At 65.3% G+C, this 22,350-nt stretch carries 24 protein-coding genes; 6 read left to right on the plus strand and 18 right to left on the minus strand.

All coding sequences use genetic code 11. From position 1 onward, the window contains the following. Positions 1-20: 20 nt before the first annotated feature. The 6 genes from ispH to murJ all read right to left on the minus strand — a co-directional run bounded on the left by ispH (position 21) and on the right by murJ (position 7,347). A complete protein-coding gene (gene ispH / locus ACYJP6_RS23665) occupies positions 21-965 on the minus strand; it encodes a 4-hydroxy-3-methylbut-2-enyl diphosphate reductase (protein ID WP_459478413.1) in 945 nt (314 codons plus the stop codon). Between the two features lie 34 nt (positions 966-999). Then, on the minus strand, positions 1,000-1,446 hold the full coding sequence (gene fkpB, locus ACYJP6_RS23670) for an FKBP-type peptidyl-prolyl cis-trans isomerase (protein WP_459478415.1): 447 nt from the start codon (positions 1,444-1,446) through the stop codon (positions 1,000-1,002). After that, positions 1,439-1,942, minus strand: coding sequence for a signal peptidase II (lspA, locus tag ACYJP6_RS23675; RefSeq protein WP_145006930.1), 504 nt, complete (start codon positions 1,940-1,942; stop codon positions 1,439-1,441). The genes fkpB and lspA overlap by 8 nt, the downstream gene beginning before the upstream one ends. Then, positions 1,935-4,769 (minus strand): isoleucine--tRNA ligase, encoded by a 2,835-nt coding sequence (gene ileS, locus ACYJP6_RS23680; protein WP_459478417.1) that lies wholly within the window; start codon positions 4,767-4,769, stop codon positions 1,935-1,937. Before ileS ends, lspA begins: the two co-directional genes overlap by 8 nt. Before the next feature lies 1 nt (position 4,770). Continuing rightward, positions 4,771-5,718, minus strand: coding sequence for a bifunctional riboflavin kinase/FAD synthetase (ribF, locus tag ACYJP6_RS23685; RefSeq protein ID WP_145006926.1), 948 nt, complete (start codon positions 5,716-5,718; stop codon positions 4,771-4,773). Between the two features lie 90 nt (positions 5,719-5,808). Continuing rightward, the gene (murJ, locus tag ACYJP6_RS23690; protein WP_459478420.1) at positions 5,809-7,347 is read right to left on the minus strand and encodes a murein biosynthesis integral membrane protein MurJ; all 1,539 of its coding nucleotides are present in this window, start codon (positions 7,345-7,347) and stop codon (positions 5,809-5,811) included. 243 nt (positions 7,348-7,590) lie between these two features. Between murJ and rpsT the strand changes: the two genes are divergently transcribed. After that, complete coding sequence (gene rpsT / locus ACYJP6_RS23695; RefSeq protein WP_058760758.1) at positions 7,591-7,869, plus strand: 30S ribosomal protein S20; 279 nt, start codon at positions 7,591-7,593, stop codon at positions 7,867-7,869. A gap of 95 nt (positions 7,870-7,964) precedes the next feature. Here the strand turns inward: rpsT and proB are convergent, their stop codons facing one another. The 4 genes from proB to rplU all read right to left on the minus strand — a co-directional run bounded on the left by proB (position 7,965) and on the right by rplU (position 11,195). After that, positions 7,965-9,083 (minus strand): glutamate 5-kinase, encoded by a 1,119-nt coding sequence (proB, locus tag ACYJP6_RS23700; protein ID WP_459478422.1) that lies wholly within the window; start codon positions 9,081-9,083, stop codon positions 7,965-7,967. A 15-nt stretch (positions 9,084-9,098) separates the two neighbouring features. Continuing rightward, positions 9,099-10,313, minus strand: coding sequence for an Obg family GTPase CgtA (gene cgtA / locus ACYJP6_RS23705; RefSeq protein ID WP_459478424.1), 1,215 nt, complete (start codon positions 10,311-10,313; stop codon positions 9,099-9,101). Positions 10,314-10,593: 280 nt separating this feature from the next. After that, positions 10,594-10,854 carry a 50S ribosomal protein L27 gene (rpmA, locus tag ACYJP6_RS23710; RefSeq protein ID WP_007160792.1) on the minus strand — a complete coding sequence of 87 codons (261 nt, stop codon included), beginning with the start codon at positions 10,852-10,854 and terminating at the stop codon, positions 10,594-10,596. A gap of 26 nt (positions 10,855-10,880) precedes the next feature. Then, the gene (gene rplU, locus ACYJP6_RS23715; protein WP_007160791.1) at positions 10,881-11,195 is read right to left on the minus strand and encodes a 50S ribosomal protein L21; all 315 of its coding nucleotides are present in this window, start codon (positions 11,193-11,195) and stop codon (positions 10,881-10,883) included. Between the two features lie 400 nt (positions 11,196-11,595). Here rplU and ACYJP6_RS23720 point away from each other — a divergent pair, with 400 nt between their 5' ends. Both ACYJP6_RS23720 and ACYJP6_RS23725 read left to right on the plus strand, forming a co-directional pair. Next, entirely contained in the window at positions 11,596-12,570 is a 975-nt protein-coding gene (locus tag ACYJP6_RS23720; RefSeq protein WP_459478427.1) for a polyprenyl synthetase family protein, read from the plus strand. Between the two features lie 136 nt (positions 12,571-12,706). Beyond that, positions 12,707-12,961 carry a hypothetical protein gene (locus ACYJP6_RS23725; protein ID WP_459478429.1) on the plus strand — a complete coding sequence of 85 codons (255 nt, stop codon included), beginning with the start codon at positions 12,707-12,709 and terminating at the stop codon, positions 12,959-12,961. 4 nt (positions 12,962-12,965) lie between these two features. On the opposite strand, the gene ACYJP6_RS23730 is transcribed toward ACYJP6_RS23725, so the two are convergent. From ACYJP6_RS23730 to ACYJP6_RS23760, 7 genes are all read right to left on the minus strand, one after another. Then, on the minus strand, positions 12,966-13,583 hold the full coding sequence (locus tag ACYJP6_RS23730; protein ID WP_459478431.1) for an FKBP-type peptidyl-prolyl cis-trans isomerase: 618 nt from the start codon (positions 13,581-13,583) through the stop codon (positions 12,966-12,968). Between the two features lie 42 nt (positions 13,584-13,625). Continuing rightward, positions 13,626-13,784 (minus strand): DUF2256 domain-containing protein, encoded by a 159-nt coding sequence (locus ACYJP6_RS23735; protein WP_459478433.1) that lies wholly within the window; start codon positions 13,782-13,784, stop codon positions 13,626-13,628. Beyond that, positions 13,781-15,331 (minus strand): cryptochrome/photolyase family protein, encoded by a 1,551-nt coding sequence (locus ACYJP6_RS23740; RefSeq protein ID WP_459478435.1) that lies wholly within the window; start codon positions 15,329-15,331, stop codon positions 13,781-13,783. The genes ACYJP6_RS23735 and ACYJP6_RS23740 overlap by 4 nt, the downstream gene beginning before the upstream one ends. Continuing rightward, positions 15,328-15,633: a DUF6482 family protein gene (locus tag ACYJP6_RS23745; protein WP_459478437.1), complete on the minus strand. Its 306-nt coding sequence runs from the start codon at positions 15,631-15,633 to the stop codon at positions 15,328-15,330. The genes ACYJP6_RS23740 and ACYJP6_RS23745 overlap by 4 nt, the downstream gene beginning before the upstream one ends. Positions 15,634-15,775: 142 nt before the next feature. After that, positions 15,776-16,264: a TIGR00645 family protein gene (locus ACYJP6_RS23750; RefSeq protein WP_145006905.1), complete on the minus strand. Its 489-nt coding sequence runs from the start codon at positions 16,262-16,264 to the stop codon at positions 15,776-15,778. Positions 16,265-16,338: 74 nt separating this feature from the next. Beyond that, positions 16,339-16,680: a PA4575 family protein gene (locus tag ACYJP6_RS23755; protein ID WP_145006903.1), complete on the minus strand. Its 342-nt coding sequence runs from the start codon at positions 16,678-16,680 to the stop codon at positions 16,339-16,341. Between the two features lie 162 nt (positions 16,681-16,842). Continuing rightward, positions 16,843-19,287, minus strand: a complete 2,445-nt coding sequence (locus ACYJP6_RS23760) for a Lon protease family protein (protein ID WP_459478440.1) — start codon at positions 19,285-19,287, stop codon at positions 16,843-16,845. Between the two features lie 228 nt (positions 19,288-19,515). On the opposite strand from ACYJP6_RS23760, the gene ACYJP6_RS23765 reads away from it, so the two are divergent. The 3 genes from ACYJP6_RS23765 to ACYJP6_RS23775 all read left to right on the plus strand — a co-directional run bounded on the left by ACYJP6_RS23765 (position 19,516) and on the right by ACYJP6_RS23775 (position 21,329). Then, complete coding sequence (locus tag ACYJP6_RS23765) at positions 19,516-19,860, plus strand: hypothetical protein (protein ID WP_459478442.1); 345 nt, start codon at positions 19,516-19,518, stop codon at positions 19,858-19,860. Between the two features lie 69 nt (positions 19,861-19,929). Beyond that, positions 19,930-20,793, plus strand: a complete 864-nt coding sequence (locus ACYJP6_RS23770; RefSeq protein ID WP_459478444.1) for an EamA family transporter — start codon at positions 19,930-19,932, stop codon at positions 20,791-20,793. A 41-nt stretch (positions 20,794-20,834) separates the two neighbouring features. After that, positions 20,835-21,329, plus strand: a complete 495-nt coding sequence (locus ACYJP6_RS23775; protein ID WP_459478446.1) for a gluconokinase — start codon at positions 20,835-20,837, stop codon at positions 21,327-21,329. Between the two features lie 17 nt (positions 21,330-21,346). Here the strand turns inward: ACYJP6_RS23775 and ACYJP6_RS23780 are convergent, their stop codons facing one another. Beyond that, positions 21,347-22,141, minus strand: coding sequence for a thymidylate synthase (locus ACYJP6_RS23780; protein WP_459478448.1), 795 nt, complete (start codon positions 22,139-22,141; stop codon positions 21,347-21,349). Positions 22,142-22,350: the final 209 nt, after the last annotated feature.

Below are 22,350 nucleotides of genomic sequence, written 5' to 3' on the forward strand. Positions count from 1 at the left end.
TCCGATCGCTGCCGGCCCGATCACACCGCCTTCACCCTCAACTCCCGTGGCAGGGTGAAGGTGATGTTTTCCGGTTCGCCTTCCAGTTCCACTTCGCCGGTGGCGCCCCAGCTCTGCAACTGGTCGATGACGCCGCGGACCAGGACTTCGGGGGCGGAGGCGCCGGCGGTGACACCGATGCGTTGCACGCCTTCGAACCAGCTCTGCTGCATATCCTCGGCGCCATCGATGAGATAGGCCGGGGTACCCAGGCGCTCGGCGAGTTCGCGCAGGCGGTTGGAGTTGGAGCTGCTGGGGCTGCCCACTACCAGTACCACGTCGCTTTCCAGTGCCAGAGTCTTCACGGCGTCCTGGCGGTTGGTGGTGGCGTAGCAGATATCGTTCTTGCGTGGGCCGTTGATGAGGGGAAACTTGGCGCGCAGGGCGTCGATCACCTTGCGGGTGTCGTCCATCGACAGGGTGGTCTGGGAGACGTAGAACAGGGCCGCAGGGTTGCGTACCTCGAGCTTGGCCACGTCTTCCTCATCTTCCACCAGGTAGATGGCACCACCAGCCCGGTCGTCGTACTGGCCCATGGTGCCCTCCACTTCCGGATGCCCGGCGTGGCCGATGAGGATGCACTCCTGGCCGTCGCGGCTATAGCGGGCCACTTCCATGTGCACCTTGGTCACCAGCGGGCAGGTGGCGTCGAACACCTTGAGGCCCCGTTCGGCCGCCTCGCGGCGCACCGCCTGGGAGACGCCATGGGCGCTGAAGATGAGGATGACGTCATCCGGCACGTCGGCCACGTCTTCGACGAAGACGGCACCGCGGGCGCGCAGGTTGTCGACCACGAACTTGTTGTGCACCACTTCGTGACGCACATAGATGGGCGGACCGAAGACGTCCAGCGCCCGGTCGACGATATCGATGGCGCGGTCCACGCCGGCGCAGAAGCCGCGGGGATTGGCGAGCTTGATCTGCATAGGCTCCTCTGCCCGCGTGGCGGGCGGCGTTGGATCAGTGGGAGACGGCAGGCTCGATGACCAGGATTTCCACGTCGAAGGTCAGCACGCGGCCGGCCAGCGGGTGGTTGAAATCGATGATCACCTGCTCGTCGTCATAGCTCTTGACCACGCCGGGCATCTCGCCACCGGCGGCGTCGCTGAAGATGATCAGCAGGCCGGGCGACAGCTCCATGTCGGTGAAGTCGTCGCGCGTCATGGTCTGCAGGTTGCCGTCGTTGGGCTGGCCGAAGCCACGCTCCGGCGGGATGGTCAGGCTGGTCTTGGCACCGGCCTGCAGACCGAACAGCGCCTGCTCGAAACCGGGCAACAGGTTGCCATCGCCAACGGTGAAGGTAGCCGGCGCCTTGTCGAAGGTGCTGTCCACCACATCGCCGTTCTGCAGCTTGATGGCGAAATGCAGGGTGACCCGGGTATCCGGGCCGACGGTGATCTCAGCCATGGGCGACCTCCGGCTTCTTCTTACGGAACATGTCCAGGGCCAGCATGATGGCGCCGACGGTGATGGCACTGTCGGCCACGTTGAAGGCCGGGAAGCGCCACTCCTGGCGCCAGTGCACCAGGATGAAGTCGATGACGTGACCCAGGACCATACGGTCATAGAGGTTGCCCAGGGCACCACCGAGGATCAGGGCCAGGGCGATGGCGGTCCAGGTATCGTTGCGCAGCCGCTTGAGCCAGACCACCAGCACCACGCTGACCACCAGGGCGATACCGGCGAAGAACCAGCGCTGCCAGCCGGAATGGTCGGCCAGGAAGCTGAAGGCCGCACCGGTGTTGTAGGCCAGGGTCCAGCTGAACAGGTCGGGAATGACCGGCACCTGCTGGTAGAGCGACAGGTTGTTCTGGAAGTAGGCCTTGCTCAGCTGATCCAGCAGGATCACCAGCACGCTCAAGGCCAACCAGGGCAAGGCGCCGAAGCGCTGGGCCTCACGCATGCTCGCGCACCTCGCCAGCCCCATAGACGTTGGTCACGCAGCGGTCGCAGATTTCCGGATGCTCGGCATGCTGGCCCACGCTGTGGCTGTGATGCCAGCAACGGGCGCACTTGGGTGCTTCGGACTTGCGTACCACCAGCTTGAGACCGCTCAGCTCGCTGGTCACGGCGCCTTCCGGGGCCTTTTCCAGCGGCTGGACAGCGGCCTGGGAGGAAATCAGCACGAATCTGAGTTCGTTGCCCAGGGCCTCCAGTACGGTCTGCAGGGCGCTGTCGGCATAGAGGGTGATCTCCGCCTGCAGGCTGCCGCCCAGGGTCTTGGCCGCGCGCTGGTTTTCCAGCTCCTTGTTGACCGCGGCTTTGACCGCCATCACCTGATCCCAGTAGGCGCGATCCAGGGTCGCGCCTTCGGGCAGGGCGAAAAGGCCGTCGTACCAGGTGGTCAGCATCACCGACTCTTCCCGCTCGCCCGGCAGGTACTGCCAGATCTCGTCGGCGGTGAAGGACAGGATGGGGGCGATCCAGCGCACCAGGGCCTCGGCGATGAGGTACAGCGCCGTCTGGCAGGAGCGGCGCGGCAGGCTGTCGGCACCGGTGGTGTACTGGCGGTCCTTGATGATGTCGAGGTAGAAGCCACCCAGCTCCTGCACGCAGAAGTTGTGCACCTTCTGGTAGACGTTGAGGAAGCGATACTCGGCGTAGGCCTGCTCGATTTCCTGCTGCAGCAGGAGGGCGCGATCCACCGCCCAGCGATCCAGGTCGATCATGTCCTCGGGCGCGACCCGATTCACCGCCGGATCGAAGCCGGACAGGTTGGAGAGCAGGAAGCGCGCGGTGTTGCGGATGCGGCGATAGGAATCGGCGCTGCGCTGCAGGATCTGGTCGGAGACCGCCATCTCACCGGTGTAGTCGGTGGAGGCGACCCAGAGGCGCAGGATGTCGGCGCCCAGGCTGTCGATGACCTTTTGCGGAGCGACCACGTTACCCAGCGACTTGGACTGCTTGCGGCCCTGCTCGTCCACGGTGAAGCCGTGGGTCAGCAATTCCTTGTAGGGCGCATGGCCGTCGATGGCGCAACCGGTCAGCAGCGAGGAATGGAACCAGCCGCGGTGCTGGTCGGAACCTTCCAGGTAGAGATCGGCCACCGGCCCCTGGGTATGCGCCAGCTCGGCATGGGAGCCGCGCAGCACGTGCCAGTGGGTGGTGCCCGAGTCGAACCAGACGTCGAGGGTGTCGCGACTCTTGTCGTACTGGCCGGCCTCGTCGCCGAGCAGCTCGGTCGGATCTAGCTTGAACCAGGCCTCGATGCCCTCGCGCTCGACGCGCTGGGCGACGGCTTCCATCAGTTCGACGGTGCGCGGGTGCAGCTCGCCGCTTTCCTTGTGGGTGAAGAAGGGAATCGGCACGCCCCAGTTGCGCTGGCGCGAGATGCACCAGTCGGGACGGCCGGCGATCATGCCGTGCAGCCGCGCCTGGCCCCAGGCCGGGACGAACTGGGTCTGCTCGATGGCGGCGAGGGAGCGCTCACGCAAGGTAGCGCCTTCGTTGGGCTGCTTGTCCATGCCGACGAACCACTGGGCGGTGGCGCGATAGATCAGCGGGGTCTTGTGCCGCCAGCAATGCATGTAGCTGTGGTTGATCACCTCGTGCTTGAGCAGGGCGCCCGCCTCTTCCAGCGCGCCGACGATGACCGGGTTGGCCTTCCAGATGAACTGGCCACCGAACAGCGGCAGCGATTCGGCGTAGACGCCGTTGCTCTGCACCGGATTGAGGATGTCGTCGTTGCTCAGGCCGTACTGCTTGCAGATGCGGAAGTCGTCTTCGCCGTAGGCCGGCGAGCAGTGCACGATGCCCGTACCAGCGCCCAGCTCGACGTATTCGGCCAGGTAGATGGGCGACAGGCGCTCGTACAGCGGATGCCGGAAGTTGATCAGCTCCAGGGCGGTACCCGGGGCAGTGGCGATCACCTCGCCCTGCAGGCCGTAGCGCGCCAGGCAGCTTTCCACCAGTTCTTCGGCCAGCAGCAGCAGGCGATCACCGACATCCACCAGGGCGTAGGTGAACTCGGGATGCACGTTGAGCGCCTGGTTGGCCGGGATGGTCCAGGGAGTGGTGGTCCAGATGACGATGGCGGTGGGCTTGGCCAGTGCATCGAGGCCGAAGGCGGCCGCCAGCTTGTCGGCATCGGCGACCGGGAAGGCCACGTCGATGGCGTCGGAACGCTTGTCCTGGTACTCCACCTCGGCCTCGGCCAGGGCCGAGCCGCAGTCGAAGCAGAAGTTGACCGGCTTGAGGCCCTTGAAGACGAAGCCCTTCTTGACCAGTTCGCCCAGGGCGCGGATCTCGCCGGCCTCGTTGGCGAAGTTCATGGTCAGGTAGGGATTGCTCCAGTCACCGAGCACACCCAGGCGGACGAAACCGGCCTTCTGCTCCTCGATCTGCTCGCTGGCGTAGGCGCGGCAGCGCTCGCGGGTCAGGTCCGCCGGCTGGTTCTTGCCGAAGGTGGTCTCCACCTTGTGCTCGATGGGCAGGCCATGGCAGTCCCAACCCGGCACATAGGGGGCATCGAAGCCGGCCAGGGTCTTGGACCGGGTGATGATGTCCTTGAGGATCTTGTTCAGCGCATGACCGATGTGGATGCTGCCGTTGGCGTAGGGCGGACCGTCATGCAGGATGAAGGTCGGCCGGCCCTTGCCGATGGCGCGCAGCTTCCCGTACAGGTCGATGTCCTGCCAGCGCTTGAGCGCTTCCGGCTCGCGCTGCGGCAGGCCGGCTTTCATCGGGAACGCCGTTTCCGGCAGGTTGAGCGTCGCTTTGTAATCGGTCATGTCAGTCCAGGCTCGTTGACGGTTGCCCCTGCCAGAAGGCGCGGGCCGTGGCGACGTCCGCTTCGATCGCCGCCTTGAGGGCCTCCAGTGAGGCGAATTTCTGTTCGTCGCGCACCTTCTGCACGAAGGTCACGCTGAGGTGGCGGCCATAGAGGTCGCCGGCAAAATCCAGCAGATGGATCTCCAGGTGCGGGCGGCCATCGCCCTGCACCGTCGGCCGCTGGCCGATATTGGCCACGCCCGGCACCACCCGTCCGTCGATCAGGCTGCTGACCAGGTAGACGCCCCGCAGTGGTGGACGGCGCCGCTTGAGCTGGACGTTGGCGGTCGGCCAACCTAGCTGGCGCGCCAGCTTCTGGCCGTGCAGCACCCGCCCGGAAAGGCTGTAGGGCCGCCCCAGCATCCGCTCGGCCAGGGCCAGGTCACCCTCGGCCAGGGCCTGGCGGATCAGGGTGCTGCTGACCCTCAGGCCGTCCAGTTCCACGGTGGTGGCGGCTTCCAGGGTGAAGCCATGGTCGCGGGCGGCCAGGTTCAGGTAGGTGAAGTCGCCGGCGCGATCGCAGCCGAAGCGGAAGTCATCCCCGATCTCCAGGTGCTTCACGCCGAGCCCTTCCACCAGTACCTGCTGGACGAAGGCTTCGGCCGAAAGCTCGCGTAGCCGCCGATTGAAGTTCAGGCAGAGCACGTTGTCGACGCCCAGGCGGGCGAAGCATTCCAGCTTCTCGCGCAGGCGGGTCAGCCGCACCGGCGCGATGTCGGGCAGGAAGAATTCCCGCGGCTGCGGCTCGAAGATCACCACGCAACTCGGCACCCCGAGCTCCGCCGCTCGCTCACGCAGCCGCGCGAGGATGGCCTGGTGCCCCAGGTGAACCCCGTCGAAGTTGCCGATGGTGGCAACGCAGCCCTTGGGCAGGGCGTCGAGATGATGGAGACCGCGAAACAGCTGCATGGGTAGGTATTGCTCAGAAAGTAATCGATTATATCTGGATGCCCGCCGCGAGGACAGGCGCACACCCGGCTTCGTGCAATCCTCTGCTGGCTAGAGTACCGCCCGCCGATTGAAGTCACGCAAGCGGAAGCCGAGCAGGAAGAGACTGGCGAAATAGGCCAGCACCCCGGCCGCCACAAGGCCACCCAGGCGCAGCAGGCGCTGGGCCATCAAGCCCTCGCTCCAGCTGGGCAGCAGCTGCATGAGCCCGAACAGCACGGCGCTCATCACCCCTACCGCGACCAGCAGTCGCAGCAGGAATCCGCGCCAGCCCGGCTGGGGCATGAACAGGTTATGGCGACGCAACTGCCAGAATAAAAGGCCCGCGTTGAGGCAGGCCGCCAGACCGATGGCCAGGGCCAGGCCGACATGCTGCAGCGGACCGATCAGGATCAGGTTGAGCACCTGGGTCACCGCCAGGGTGAAGAGCGCGATCTTCACCGGCGTCTTGATGTTCTGCTGGGCATAGAAGCCCGGCGCCAGCACCTTGACCAGGATGATGCCGAGCAGCCCCACGGCATAGGCGACCAGGGCGCGCTGGGTCATCAGGGCATCGTGCGCATCGAAGCGACCGTACTGGAACAGCGCGGCGGTCAGCGGCTCGGCCAGCAGCGCCAGGGCCGCGGCACAGGGCAGGACCAGCAGGAAACACAGCCGCAGCCCCCAGTCGAGCAGGCGCGAATACTCCTGGCGATCGGCCTTGGCATAGGTGCGCGACAACGCCGGCAGCAGGATGGTCCCCAGCGCGACGCCGAGCACTCCCGAGGGCAGCTCCATGAGTCGGTCCGCGTAGTACATCCAGGAGACGGACCCGGCCACCAGGAAGGAGGCGAAGATGGTGTTGATGATCAGCGAGATCTGGCTGACCGACACCCCGAGGATCGCCGGCCCCATCTGCCGCATGACACGCCAGACGCCGCTGTCGCGCAGATTCAGGCGTGGCAGCACCAGCATGCCGATGCGCTTGAGGTGCGGCAGTTGATAGAGGAACTGGGCCAGGCCACCCACCAGCGTGGCCCAGGCCAGGGCCATGATCGGCGGATTGAAATAGGGCGTGAGGAACAGCGCGAAGATGATCATGCTGATGTTGAGCAGGGTCGGCACGAAGGCCGGCACGCTGAACCTGTTCCAGGTATTGAGCACGGCGCCGGCCAGGGACGCCAGGGAGATCAGCAGGATGTAGGGAAAGGTCACCCGCAGCAGGCTGGAGGTGAGCGCGAACTTCTCCGGGGTATCGGCGAAGCCCGGCGCGGTGATCCAGATGACCAGCGGCGCCGCCAGCATGCCCAGCACCGTGACCAGCGCCAGCACCAGGGTCAACAGGCCACTGACATAGGCCAGGAAGGTGCGGGTGGCCTCCTCGCCCTGCTGGGCCTTGTATTCGGCGAGGATGGGCACGAAGGCCTGGGAGAAGGCGCCCTCGGCGAAGATCCGGCGCAGGAGATTGGGCAGCTTGAAGGCGACGAAGAAGGCGTCGGTGGCCATGCCGGCGCCGAAGGTGCGGGCGACGATGGTGTCGCGCACGAAACCCAGCACGCGGGACAGCATGGTCATGGAGCTGACGGCGGCCAGGGACTTGAGCAGATTCATGGCTAGGGGCGGACTCGGTGAAGGCAGCGGGGCGCGGTGAAAGGTGCGAGCGAGCGCAGGCGCACAATGGGCACAAGCGATCGAGTGTAACGAGGCCCTTCATCGGCGACCAGCCGGATATCCATCCAGACAGCCTTGACAGGCGCCGCCAGGGACGTCAAGATTCGCGACCTTAATTTAGCTCTGTACTTGCTACAGAGTTCGCTCTGTACCCAATACAGTCTTTTTCGAAGGAGCTCCACGGTGGCTAACTCCCCCTCCGCCAAAAAACGCGCCAAACAGGCTGAGAAGCGTCGCAGCCACAATGCGAGCCTGCGCTCCATGGTGCGTACCTACATCAAGAACGTCGTCAAGGCGATCGAAGCCAAGGACCTGGAAAAAGCCAAGTCCGCTTATGTTGCTGCCGTCCCGGTCATCGACCGCATGGCCGACAAGGGCATCATCGACAAGAACAAGGCCGCTCGTCACAAGAGCCGCCTGAACGCGCACATCAAGGCCCTGGCTATCCCCGCCGCTGCCTGATAAGCGTTCGAATAGAAAACCCGGCCCAGGCCGGGTTTTTTATTGCCTGAGGGCTCTGGCTCCTGACGCCCCGGGAGGCGCCAGGAGTACCGACATCAGACCAGGACCAGATTGTCCCGATGGATCAGCTCGGGCTCGTAGACATAGCCCAGCTCGACGACGATGGCATCCGAAGGCCGTCCCAGGATCCGCCGCGCCTCGGTGGCACTGTAGTTGACCAGGCCGCGCGCCACTTCGCGTCCATCGGGCCCGACACAGGCGACCATCTCGCCACGGCGGAAGCTGCCCTCCAACTCCTGCACGCCCACCGGTAGCAGGCTGCGATGCCCACCGACCAGGGCCTGGACCGCACCGGCATCCAGCCGCAGGGTCCCGCGGACCTGCAGATGCCCCGCCAGCCACTGCTTGCGCGCCGCCACCAGGCCACGCTCGGGCGACAGCAGGGTACCCAGCTGCTCGCCCTGCTGCAGGCGACTGAGCACCTGCTGGATGCGCCCGCCGACGATGACGGTGTAGGCCCCGGACCGCGCCGCCAGGCGCGCGGCGCGCAGCTTGGTCTGCATGCCGCCCCGCCCCAGGGCACCACCGGTACCGCCGGCGACCAGATCCAGCGCTGGATCGTCGGCGCGCGCCTCGCTGATGAGACTGGCCTCGGGATTGCTGCGCGGATCGGCGTCGAACATGCCATCGCGATCGGTGAGGATGACCAGCAGGTCGGCCTCGACCAGGTTGGCCACCAGGGCGGCCAGGGTGTCGTTGTCGCCGAAGCGGATCTCGTCGGTGACGACGGTATCGTTCTCGTTGATCACCGGCACCACACCCAGGCTCACCAGGGTGCGCAGGGTGCTGCGGGCATTCAGGTAGCGCTTGCGATCGGACAGGTCGTCATGGGTCAGCAGGATCTGCGCGGTCTGCACCTGATGCTCGGCGAAGCTGGATTCCCAGGCCTGCACCAAGCCCATCTGTCCCACCGCGGCGGCTGCCTGCAACTCATTGATGGCGGTCGGGCGCTGCGTCCAGCCGAGCCGACTCATGCCGGCCGCCACCGCCCCCGAGGACACCAGCACCAGCTCGATGCCGGCCTGGTGCAGGGCTACCATCTGCTCGACCCAGCCGGCCATGGCGCCGCCATCGAGGCAGCGACCATCGTCGGTCAGCAGGGCGCTACCGATCTTCACCACCCAGCGCTGGGCGCCAGACACCTGATCACGCATGGGCAAGCTCCTTTCTTACCGTACGTAAATGATTTCCGGACCGTCGCCGTCGTCTTCGTCATCGTCGAAGTCATCATCGGCATCGTCCACCGACTTGACGCCGGAGCGCCGCAAGGCGCGCTGGTCATCCAGCGCCTGCAGGCGTGCCCGCGCCTCGTCTTCGATCTGCTGATCGAGCTCCTGCAATGCCTCGGCATAGGCAGGATCCTCGGCGATGCGCAGGGAGCGCTCGTCCAGGTACTGCATGATCGCCTGGCAGAGTGCTTCGGTCCCCTCGCGCTCCAGGGCGGAGATGACGAAGACCGGCCCCTGCCAATCGAGGCGCTCGACGACCGCCTTGAGGCGCTCCTCGCGCTCTTCGTCGAGCAGCTGGTCGGCCTTGTTGAGCACCAGCCAGCGGTCACGCTCGCCCAGCGCCGGACTGAACTTGGTCAGCTCGTTGATGATGGTCTCGGCCGCCTCGGCCGGATCGCTCTCATCCAGGGGCGCCATGTCGACGAGGTGCAGCAGCAGGCGGGTTCGCGCCAGGTGCTTGAGGAATCGGATCCCCAGGCCGGCCCCCTCGGAGGCCCCCTCGATCAGGCCCGGAATGTCGGCGACCACGAAGCTCTTGAAGCGCCCCACGCTGACCACGCCCAGGTTGGGCACCAGGGTGGTGAAGGGATAGTCCGCCACCTTGGGCTTGGCCGCCGACACGGCGCGGATGAAGGTGCTCTTGCCGGCATTGGGCAGGCCGAGCAGACCGATGTCCGCCAGCACCTTGAGCTCCAGCTTCAGATCACGCTCTTCGCCGGGCTTGCCCGGGGTGGTCTGCCGCGGTGCGCGGTTGGTACTGGACTTGAAGCGGGTGTTGCCCAGGCCGTGCCAGCCGCCCTGGACGACGCGAATGCGCTGACCGGGCTGGGTCAGGTCACCGATGATCTCCTGGGTCGCCGCATCGATCACCGTGGTACCCACGGGAACCGGCAGCACCAGGTCTTCACCCTTGGCGCCGGTGCACTCGGTGCTTCCGCCCTTCTCACCGTTCTGCGCGGTGAAGCGTCGGGTGTAACGGTAATCGACCAGGGTGTTCAGGTTGAGGTCGGCTTCGAGCCAGATCGACCCGCCGTCGCCGCCGTCACCGCCATTGGGACCACCCTTCTCGATGAATTTCTCCCGGCGGAAACTCATCATGCCGTTGCCGCCGTCACCCGCTTTTACGTGTATGGATACTTCATCGACGAATTTCATCTGGACCTCCCGCGCTCGCGGGCCGCTGCAAACAAGGAACTAGTGTGGAGTTTCAGGAGTTCGCGCAAGAATTGGCGAGTGATTTTTGGCCGGTTCGACGTACCGACTGGGCTAGGCGCCGCGACGAGTCATAGCAGGGCTATGGCGAGGAGTGGCAACAACGCCCAGGCGGAAAAAGCGCCGCCAAAATTGTGCAGGTAACCTCTGAAACACCACACTAGCTTAACTACAAACGAAAAAGCCCCGTCGGGTAGACAGGGCTTTTCTTTCGTCACGAGCCTTAGGCGGCGGCGACGATGCTCACGTAACGACGGCCGAAGGCGCCCTTCACGTCGAACTTGATCACGCCGTCCACTTTCGCGAACAGGGTGTGATCCTTGCCGAGGCCCACGCCGTAACCGGCATGGTACTGGGTGCCGCGCTGACGCACGATGATGTTGCCGGCCTTGACGACCTGGCCGCCGTACAGCTTCACGCCAAGGCGCTTGCTTTCGGAATCGCGACCGTTACGAGTAGAACCACCCGCTTTTTTGTGTGCCATGAGTCAATTCTCCGTTAGAGGCGAGATCAGGCCTGGATGCCAGTGATCTTGATTTCAGTGAACCACTGACGGTGGCCCTGACGCTTCATGTGATGCTTACGACGACGGAATTTGATGATGGTGACCTTGTCGTGACGGCCCTGGGCGGTCACTTCGGCGGTCACTTTGGCACCATCAACGACCGGCAGACCGATCTTGACGTCGTCACCGTTGCCAACCAGCAGAACCTGGTCGAAGGTGACGGTTTCACCGGTGGCGATGTCGAGCTTCTCGACCTTCAGGTATTCGCCTTCGGCGACCTTGTATTGCTTGCCACCGGTAACGATAACTGCGTAGGACATGGTAAATCTCCGTTAAACCTGCTCACCCGGTGCTTTATAGGAGGTATCGTCGACCGGCATGGCTGCACGGGACCGGAAGGAGCGCCGCGCAATTGCGTAAGACAGGGGGTTAACCCTAGGAATGTTCAGGGCCCGCGATTCTACGCAAGCAGCGGCCAGGAGGCAAGCCTCGCCGGGCGGCGCCTTGACAGGCCCCCACCCCACCCCTAGCATGCCGCGCAACCTCGTTCAGCGGCCATGCCGGGCCGGTGCCCGCCCGAAACGGCGTGAGCGGCGAGCCGCGGGAGCGCGATGGCAATCCCTGGGCATGGCACTCGTGCCGGTCCCTAGGGCATAGTCTGGCGGTCATGCGCCATCCGGCCGCCTGAATATTGCCCGGAACCCCAGTGGACACCTCTCAATGACGCAGCAATCCCAGTCCTTCTATCGCGTGGTGACGGACGATTTCGCCGCCGTAGACGGCATCATCCGCCAGCAGCTGACCTCGCGCGTGCCGCTGGTCGAGAAGATTGGCGACTACATCGTCTCCGCGGGCGGCAAACGCCTGCGGCCGCTGCTGGTGCTGCTGGCCGGCAAGGCGCTCGGGCGCGCCGACCATGACCTCCAGCTGCTGGCGGCGACCATCGAATTCCTGCACACCTCCACCCTGCTGCACGACGATGTCGTCGATGCCTCGGGGATGCGCCGTGGTCGCTCCACCGCCAATGCCCTCTGGGGCAATGCCCCCAGCGTACTGGTCGGCGATTTCCTCTACGCCCGTTCCTTCGAGATGATGGTGGCGTTGGGCTCCATGGAGGTGATGCGCATCATTTCCCAGGCGACCCGCGTCATCGCCGAAGGCGAGGTGTTGCAGCTGTCGAAGATCCGCGACGCCAGCACCACCGAAGAGATCTACATGGAGGTCATCCGCGGCAAGACCGCCATGCTCTTCGAAGCCTCCACCCACAGCGCGGCGATCCTCGCGGGGGCGAGCGCCGAGCAGGCCGACGCCCTGCGTCGTTATGGCGATCATCTGGGCGTAGCCTTCCAGCTGGTCGACGACCTGCTCGACTACCAGGGCGACGCCGTCGCCCTGGGCAAGAACGTCGGTGACGACCTGGCCGAGGGCAAGCCAACCCTGCCGCTGATCGTGACCATGCGCGAAGGCAACGCCGAACAGGCCGCCCTGGTCCGTCAGGCGATCCGCCAGGGCGGCAGCCAGGACCTGGAGAGCGTACGAGCCGCGGTCGAAGCCGCTGGTGCCCTCGACTACACCGCACGCAAGGCCCAGGAATTCGCCGAGCGCGCCATTGCCTGCCTGGACGCCCTGCCCGCTAGCCCCTACCGGGATGCCCTGGCCGAACTGGGTCGTTTCTCGGTCGCCCGCACCCACTGATAGCGGCGATCCATCGCCAGAGCCCGCCGTCGTCGACCGCGGGCTTTTTCATGTCCGACTAAAAAAGTCAGGTAATCCGCTTGCTATTTGGCTAATAAGAATTATTCTCATGAATAGCAGCAGAGGAGCCCTGCCCATGACTTATCTGATCGACGCCTGGCTGGATCGGCCGCAGCCCTACCTGCGCATCCTCAACCGGGAGACCGGCAAGGTGTGCGCCGAGCTGGACGAGACGGCCCTGGAAGAACTCAAGGACCTGGGCGAACTGGATCTGCACAGCCTCACCTCCAGCGAGCCGCGGGTGGTGAAGGAGCAGATCCGCCGGGTGTTCTTGTTCAGCTACGCCCTGGCGCTACGCCCGGACAACGAGGCGCTGCGCCTGGACGTCTGACCCCTTAGAGGACGTCGAGCAGCTCGACGTCGAACACCAGCACGCTGTGCGGCGGGATGCCGCCGACGCCCTGGGCGCCATAGGCCAGTTCGCTGGGCACGTGCAGGCGCCACTTGCTGCCCGCCGGCATCAGTTGCAGGGCCTCGGTCCAGCCGGCGATCACGCCACCCACCGGGAACTCGGCCGGCTGGCCGCGCTGGTAGGAGCTGTCGAACACGCTGCCGTCGATCAGGGTGCCGTGGTAGTGGGTGCGCACCTGGTCTTCGCGAGTCGGCGTAGCGCCCTCCCCCTGGGTCAGTACCTCGTATTGCAGACCGGACGGCAGTACCACCACGCCAGGACGCTCGGCGTTGGCTTTCAGGTAGTCGACGCCCTCCTGGGCAGCCGCCGCGGCCTTGACCTGGGCTTCCGCCTGCATGCGCTCACGGATGACGCGGAAGCTGGCGTTCAGCGCGTCGACGTCTACCCGGGAGTCCTGACCCTCGAAGGCCTCGTTCAGACCGGCGAGCACGGCGGCCAGCTGCATGCCGGGGACCGGATTCTGGCGCAGCTGGTCGCCCAGCTGGCGACCTATGCCGTAGCTGACGCGGGCTTCGTCGGTATCGAGCAGGATGTCGTTCATAACAATCTTTCCATCGAGAAAAAAGGAGCCGAGCCTAGCACATCAGGGTCGTGGCTCGCCGCCGCCCAGGCTGCCGCGCTGGCGGCGACAGCGCTCGGAACAGTAACGAACCTCGTCCCAGTTCTTCTCCCACTTCTTGCGCCAGGCGAAGGGGCGCTGGCAAACCGGACAGAGCTTGGTGGGCAGATCGGCCTTCTTCACGGGGATTCTCCTGCGTCGAGCCGCGCCAGCAGGTCCTCGCCCCGTTGCCAGAGGGCCCGCTGGCGCTCCGGCGCCTGGCGGTCGAGATTGCGATAGAGGTTGAGCATGCGTGGATAGCGGGCGAATCGCTGCCGATGACGCATCAGGAAATGCCAGTAGAGGGCGTTGAAGGGACAGGCCGTCTCGCCCAGAGCTTCGCCGACCTGGTAGTGGCAGCCCTTGCAGTAGTCGGACTGGCGGCGAATGTACTGGCCACTGGCGCAATAGGGCTTGCTGGCCAGGTAGCCGCCGTCCGCATGCATGACCATCGCCTGGGTGTTGGGCAGCTCGACCCACTCGAAGGCGTCCAGGTAGACCGCCAGGTACCACTCGCCGATGGCCTGGGGGGCGATACCCGCCAGCAGGGCGAAGTTGCCGGTGACCATCAGCCGCTGGATGTGATGGGCATAGGCCAGATCCAACGTCTGGCCGATGGCCTCGCGCATGCAGGCCATGTCGGTCGCCCCGCTCCAGTAGAACTCCGGCAGGGCGCGGGTGTTGCCGAGGACATTGAGCTGGGCGTACTCGGGCATGCGCAACCAGTAGACGCCATGGACGTATTCGCGCCAGCCGATGAGCTGGCGGAGGAAGCCTTCGGCACTGTTGAGCGGCACCCTGCCCTCGCGATAGGCGGCGTCCACCTCGGCGCACAGCTGGCGCAGGTCCAGCAGCCCTATGTTCAGGGCCGCGCTGATGCGGGCATGATGCAGATAGGGCTCACCGCGGGCCATGGCGTCCTGATAGCTGCCGAACTCCTGGAGTCCGGTGGCCAGGAAATGCTGCCAGAGTCGCTCCGCATCGGCGCGGGTCACCGGATAGTCGAAGCCGTCCAGTCGTCCGTAGTGATGGGCGAAGGTCCGACCCACCAAGTCGAGCACCTCGCGGGTACAGGCATCGGGCGGACAGCTGAGCACGTCGGGAGCGGCATGGCCCTTGGGCAATGCCTTGCGGTTGTCCTGATCCAGGTTCCAGACGCCACCGCAGGGTTCGTCCGGTCCCTCCATCAACCAGCCGTGCCGCCTGCGCATACCGCGGTAGAAGGCTTCCATGCGCAGCTGCCGACGGTCACCGGCCCAGCGGGCGAAGGCCTCCCGGCTGCAGAGGAAGCGGTCGTCGCCCTGCCAGCGCAGGGGCACCGCCAGGTCGAGCCCGCGGAGCGCCTGCTCCAGCCGCCATTCGCCAGTCTCGGTAAGGCGGACCTCCCGCGCGCCCAGGGCCTGGGACCAGAAGGCAATCTCGGCCGGTAACGAGCCCTGGTTCCCGGGATCATCGAGGGTGCGGTACTGGACCCGGAAGCCGCGCGCGCGCATCTCGGTGGCGAAATGGCGCATCGCGCTGAAGATGAAGGCAATCTTGCGCGGATGGTGCGGGACGTAGGTCGCCTCGCTGCCGACTTCCGCCAGCAGCAGCACATCCTGGGCCGGATCCGCGTCGCGCAGGGACGCCAGCCGCGGCGACAGCTGGTCACCGAAGACCGGCAGCAGGCGCCGGACGGCGCCCGAGCTCAAGAGGCGTTCCGGTAGTTCAGGGGGATCTTCAGGGGCGCGGAAGAGCGTGGCGCCATGCCGACCATCTCGTCGTAGGCGCTGTGCTGGATGAGAAAGCACGGCACCGCGGGCAGCTCGGCCAGTAGCCGGCGGGCCTGGGCCGCCGAGCCCAGCCGATAGAAGTTTCCATCTCGCCCGGTCAGGCGGGCGCGCCCGTCATGGGTCAGCACCTCGAGCACATAGAAGCCGCCCTCGATGGACAGCAGATTGAGTTCTCGCACCTCTCCGGCCTGGGCGCGCTGGGTCAATTCCGGCAATTGCATGGGAACCTCCGGGTCGAGGTCGGCGCCAGGGCGGCGCCGATCGCAGCTGTCAGTAGTCGATAAGCTAGGACAGCCAGGCGCAGCGGCGCAATCCACAAAGCGTAAGCGAAGATGCCCGTGGCAGACGAACGGGCGATGCAGCCTAGTGCTTGGTCAGGCGATCCAGGTAACCCATGGCGAAGGCCGAGATCACGAACACCAGATGGATGATCACATACCACTTGAGGTACTCGGGATTGGTGTTCTGGGCGTCCATGAAGATACGCAGGAGGTGGATCGAGGAGATGGCGACGATGGAGGCGGCCACCTTGTTCTTCAGCGACCCGGAATCCATCTTGCCCAGCCAGCTGAGCTTTTCCGAACCCTCGTCGATGTCCAGCTGGGAGACGAAGTTCTCGTAGCCGGAGATCATCACCATGACCAGCAGACCACCCACCAGCGCCATGTCGATGAGCGACAGCACTAGCAGGATCAGCTCGGCCTCGGTGGACTCGAAAATGTGCGGCAGGACGTGGAAGACTTCCTGGAAGAACTTGAGCGCCAGCAGGATCAGCGCCAGCGACAGCCCCAGATAGATGGGCGCCAACAGCCAGCGGGAGGCGTAAAGGACTTTTTCGATCAGACGTTCCATGCAGACTCGCTCGGTTCAGGACAGCCGCGCGAGTATACCGACACCTCTACCAACGACAATGCGACGCCTTGTCGTCAGGCGTCGGGGCCAACCTGGAAACGTACCTGGTGCTGGGCACGCTCGCCGTTCATCTTGCGCAGCTCGCTCTGCATGTGCAGACGCCAGATCTGGGTTTCCTCGACCTGGATGTAGCCTTGCTCGACCAGGTTCTCGGCGATGGCGGTCATGACGCCTTCGGCCGCCTTGGGGCCGTGGAAGGGGCCCTGGGCCTTGATGGCGGTCGGTTGCTGGCCATTGAGGCCGGCGGCGCACAGCAGCGTCCACAGGCCCTGCTCCTGACCGAGCGGCTTGATTTCGCATTCGATACGGGTGACGAGGCCCAGGCAGGGACGGATCAGGGTAATGGTGCGGGACATGGCGTCATCCTCTCGAAGCGCTCGATGCTCGCCGGTCCTAAGGCCAGAGGTATCCACACAAGCTGTGGACAACCCTGTTGGCCGACAGGGGGCAAGCGGGTCTGGGCGCCGTGCTACTTGGGCTGCGACGCCTTGTACGAAATCCGACCTGCCCCCTGGACCTCAGTTCTCCTCCGTTTCGTTGTTTTTGCCTTTTGCCTTGGAGTTATCACTGAGTTTGTCGGCCAGTTCATCTTCCAGCTCGAGCTCGGCGATTTCCTTGAGACGCTGTACCACCCGGGCGTTGACGCTGCCTTCCGGGAAGCGCCCCTTGGCATCGGGAGCCCCGGCCGGCTCGCCCACCAGGAGCGACAGGGCCTCGTCCGCCTGACGTACGGCATAGACGTGGAACCGCCCCTCGCGCACCGCTTCCAGCACGGTTTCGTCGAGCATCAGGTTGGTGACGTTGGCGCGCGGAATGATCACGCCCTGCTCACCGGTCAGGCCGCGGGCCTGGCAGAGACGGAAGAAGCCCTCGATCTTCTCGTTCACGCCGCCGACCGGCTGCACCTCGCCGAACTGGTTGATGGAACCGGTGATGGCGAAGCACTGCTTGAGCGGGGTGCGCGACAGCGCGGAGATCAGGGTACAGGCCTCGCCGAGGGAGGCGCTGTCGCCATCGACGTAGCCATAGGACTGCTCCAGCGCGATGCTGGCCGAGATCGACAGCGGGAATTCCTGGGCATAGCGACTGCCCAGGTAGCCGGTGAGGATCATCACGCCCTTGGAGTGGATGGGCTGGCCGAGGCTGACCTCGCGCTCGATGTCGAGAATACCGCTGGCGCCCGGGTAAACGGTGGCGGAGATCCGCGCCGGCATGCCGAAGGCGGAATCGGCGACCTCCAGCACGGTGAGGCCGTTGCACTTGCCCACCGCCGCGCCCTGGGTATCGATGAGGATGAGGCCGGTGAGCATGTCGTCCAGTACCCTGGCGCAGACGCGGCCGGTGCGGGTCTCCTTGGCCTTGAGGGCCCGCTCGACGTGGCCTTTGTCGGTGCGCTCGTCGCCGGCCAGGTGGCGGATGAAGTCGGCCTCGCTGACCAGTTGGAACAGATCGCCGATGCGCGCCGACAGGCGTCCCTGGTGCTCGGCCAGGCGCGCGCTGTAGGTGGCCAGACGCGCCACGGCCGCGGACGTCAGCGGAGCCATGCCCTCCTCCGAGGTGCGCGTCTTGAGCAACTGGGCGAATTGCTCGAGGCTCTCGTCGCGCAGCGGCAGTTCTTCGTCGAAGTCCACCAGCACCCGGAACATCTCCTGGAAGTCCGAATCGACCTCCTGCAGGGTGTAGTAGATGTTGCGCGAGCCGATGATGATGACCTTGAGCTGCAAGGGGATCTGCTGCGGGGCCAGGCTCATGGCGGTGAGCCGCCCCAGCTCGGCCAGCGGCGATTCCATCTTCAATTGACGCGAATGCAGGGCACGCTTGAGCGCATCCCAGACGAAGGGCTCGGTCAGCAGCTTTTCCGCCTCGACGATCAGGAAGCCGCCATTGGCCCGGTGCAGCGCGCCCGGGCGCAGCTGGCGATAGTTGGTGTAGAGCGCGCCCTGGTCGGACTGGTATTCGATGCGGCCGAAGAGGTTGTCGTAGGTGGGATGGGATTCGAACACCACCGGGGCGCCACCGGTGACGTGATGGCCGATGATCAGATTGGGCTCGTACTGCTCGCGCAATTCCTTGCGTCGCTGCATGTCGGGCTTGGCGTCGTCGGCCAGTTGCTCGACCACCGTTTTCAGCAGGTCCACCTGCATGGCCTGCAAATAGGCGCAGACGCCGGGGTTGTCGTTGTACTTCTCCGACAGCGGCGCCAGCAGTGGCTGCAAGGCCTGGATGATGGTGTCTTCGTTGAGCGCCCGCAGCTGGTTGCTGGACTCGCGCCGCCACTGCGGCAGGCTGGCCAGCTCCTCGTTGAGGCGCTCCTCGAGGCTGGAGATGTCGGCGTGGAAGCGCTCGCGCTCGGCTTCCGGCAACTGGGCGAATTCGGCTTCATCCAGCGCCTTGCCCTCCTTCATAGGAGTGAAGGCGACGTTGTTGGCATCGCGATAGAGCGCGATCTCCTTTTCCAAGGCGAGCTTTTCCACCACGTCCAGCGCCTGGTCGTAGCGCTGGTTGAAGGCGCGCTCGATGGCGTTCTTCTTCTGCTGGAAGGCCGGGTGCTCGAAGACCGCCGGAAAGGTGGCCAGCAGGTTGTCGATGAAGTGGGCGATGTCGGCCACGAAGGCCTCGCCCTCGCCGGGCGGCAACTCCAGGACGCTGGGCGCGCGGGGCTCTTCGAAGTGATTCAGGTAGACCCAGTCGTTGGGTGTGGGCTGGCGCTTGGCCTCGGCCTTGAGATAGCGCTGGACGAAGGAGAAACGACCGGTCCCCGGCTCGCCCATGACGAAGACGTTGTAACCGGGCCGTGGCATGGCGACGCCGAACTGCAGGGCTTCCACCGCGCGCTCCTGCCCGAGGATGCCGCGGAAGGGCTCCAGCTGATCGGTATCGGCGAAGGAGAATTGTTCGGGAGCGAAGGGGCGGGTCAACTCATCGGGAGCGAGCCGGAGACCGGCCGCGACGGGATCGTGCATCGTAAGTCCTTGTCAGGCATGCAAGCAGTGTCCGCATTCTGCGACCGGGATGACGACGGAGGCAAGGCGACTGGCGCTCCGCTGCGCATTTAAGCGCAGCGGCTGGCGGGCGCTGTCGCGACGTCCGTCGGTATTTTCCAACCGCTGCGTTTTTTGACGAATTTCTCACGGAACGCCAACTAAGCTCTGTTCATGGGGATCAGTCGTAGGATCCCGTGAGGAGGCCACATGGCTGTCTCTCGTCGTCTCGTTACCCTGCTCGTCCTGCTGTCCGCGCTGGCGGGCTGCGCCAGCTATCACGATCAATTGATCGCCAAGGGTTATCCGCCCGCCTACGCCGACGGCTTCAGCGACGGATGCCAGACCGGCAAGCAGGCGGTCAATGGCATCGGCTACGAGCACAAGGACGCGCGCCGTTTCGCGGCGGAGAAGCCCTATCAACAGGGCTGGGATGAGGGCTATGCGCAATGTGTGCAGGTGGCCCAGCGGGAAGAACAGCAGCGCTTCGCGGACCAGGTGAGAGAAAACCGCGAAGGCGCCGAGCAGTTGCACCTACGCTCGAAAACACGTTGAGGTCGCAGCCAACCTTGCGGTGCTGGGCGGATGACCTATGCTGGCGGGCCCGCTAGTCGAGCCCTGCCGATGCCTGCCCGTTCGCCGCTGTTCGCCGTCGCCCTGCTGCTGGTCGCCATGAACTCGATCCAAATCAGCGCTAGCCTGGCCAAGACACTGTTCCTGCGCCTCGACCCGGTGGGCGTCACCACCCTGCGCCTGATCTTCGCCGCTCTGGTGCTGCTGATCGTGCTGCGGCCATGGCGCGGCTTTCGCCGGGAGGCGCTGGGCAGCCTGCTGGGCTACGGCGTCGCCATGGGCATGATGAACCTGAGCATCTACCTGGCAATGCAGCGCCTGCCGATCGGCATCGCCGTCGGCCTGGAATTCGTCGGCCCACTGGTGGTGGCGCTGTGCGCCCTGCGCCGCTGGCTGGATCTGCTGTGGATCGCCCTGGTCATCGCCGGGCTGGCGGTACTGCTGCCCTTCGGGCACTCCGCCTCGACCCTGGATCCCCTGGGCACCGCCCTGGCGCTGGGCGCCGGCGCCTGCTGGGCGCTGTACATCGTGCTGGGCAAACGTGCCGGTGCGGTGCATGGCACCGCTACCGTGGCCCTGGGCGCCACCATCGGCGCCCTGGTGATCCTGCCCCTGGGCATCGTGCATAGCGGCAGCAACCTGTTGAAACCAGAAATCTGGCCGCTGGCCCTGGGGCTGGCGCTGCTGTCCACCGCCCTGCCCTATGCCCTGGAAATGATGGCCCTGACCCGCCTGCCGGCGGCTACCTTCGGCACCCTCATGAGTCTGGAGCCCGCGCTGGGCGCGCTTTCCGGCTGGGTGTTCCTCGGCGAGATCCTCGGCGTCGCCCAGTGGCTCGCGCTGGCCTGCATCATCGTGGCTTCCATAGGTGCGACCTGGAGCAGTCGCCTGACCCCGGAGCAAACGCCGCTCTAGGGACTCTATAACGAAGCGAATCCTCACGCGGAGTGCCGACGATGATCTACCTGATAATGGGCGTCTCGGGCAGTGGCAAGACCACCCTGGGCGAACGCCTGGCGAGCCGGCTGGGCTGCCGTTTCGATGATGCCGATACCTTTCACAGCCAGGCCAACAAGGACAAGATGGCACGCGGGGTGCCGCTCACCGACGAGGATCGTTGGCCCTGGCTGGACGCCATCCACGACGCCATGAATCAGGCCCAGGCCGAGGGCACCACCCGGGTGTTCGCCTGCTCGGCGCTCAAGCGCGTCTATCGTGATCGCCTGCTGCAAGGCCTCGACGGTATCCGCCTGCTGTTCCTCAAGGGCTCACCGGAGCTGTTGGCCGAGCGTATCGGCAGCCGCCGCGGGCACTTCTTCGATCCCAAGCTGCTACAGAGCCAGCTCGATACCCTGGAAGCGCCCGACCATCTCGAAGCCCAGGTACTGGACGTGCGCAAGTCGCCCGAACAGCTGGTGGACGAGGTGCTGGCGCCCAGCCATGGCGCCTGAGCGCTTCGATCGCCGACTCAGACCGCGACCAGCGCCTTGATGTGGGGATGGGCCTGGTAGCCTTCCAGCTCGAAATCCTTGAAGCGGAAGGCGAACAGGTCCTGCACCTCAGGGTTGAGCTTCATGGTCGGCAACGGCAGCGGCTCGCGAGTCAGTTGCAGATCGGTCTGCTCCAGGTGGTTGGCGTAGAGGTGGCAATCACCACCGGTCCAGATGAATTCGCCCGGCTGCAGGCCGGTCACCTGGGCCACCATCAGCGTCAGCAGCGCATAGCTGGCGATATTGAAGGGTACGCCGAGGAAGATGTCGGCGGAGCGCTGGTACAGCTGGCAGCTCAGGCGACCGTCGGCCACGTAGAACTGGAACAGGGCATGGCACGGTGGCAGCGCCATCTCGTCGACCAGCGCCGGATTCCAGGCTGAGACGATCAGCCGGCGCGAATCGGGCTTGACGCGGATCATGTCCACCACCCCGGCGATCTGGTCAATGTGCCGGCCATCCGGCGCCGGCCAGCTGCGCCATTGGTAGCCATAGACCGGCCCTAGCTCGCCGTTCTCATCGGCCCATTCGTCCCAGATGGAGACGCCGTTGTCCTTCAGGTAGCGGATGTTGGTATCGCCCTGCAGAAACCACAGCAGCTCGTGGATGATGGATCTGAGGTGGCATTTCTTGGTGGTGACCAGCGGGAAGCCCTCGGCCAGATCGAATCTCATCTGGTAGCCGAACACGCTGTAGGTCCCGGTGCCGGTGCGGTCGCTCTTGAAGGTGCCGTGTTCGCGCACGTGGCGCATCAGGTCGAGGTACTGTTTCATGGGGGCCGCTTATCGTTGCTGTGCTTCGAATTTTAGCAAACAACGGCCCTCACCCTAACCCTCTCCCAGAGGGAGAGGGGATGAAAGGCTCCTCAGCTGTTGGCCAGAGACGGCTACGAACCGCTGCAGTGCAGTTCCGTGCAGTACCTACAATGGCCCTCACCCTATCCCTCTCCCAGGGGGAGAGGGGATGAAAGGCTCCTCAGCTG

The sequence above is a fragment of the Pseudomonas sp. No.117 genome, from assembly GCF_054558395.1.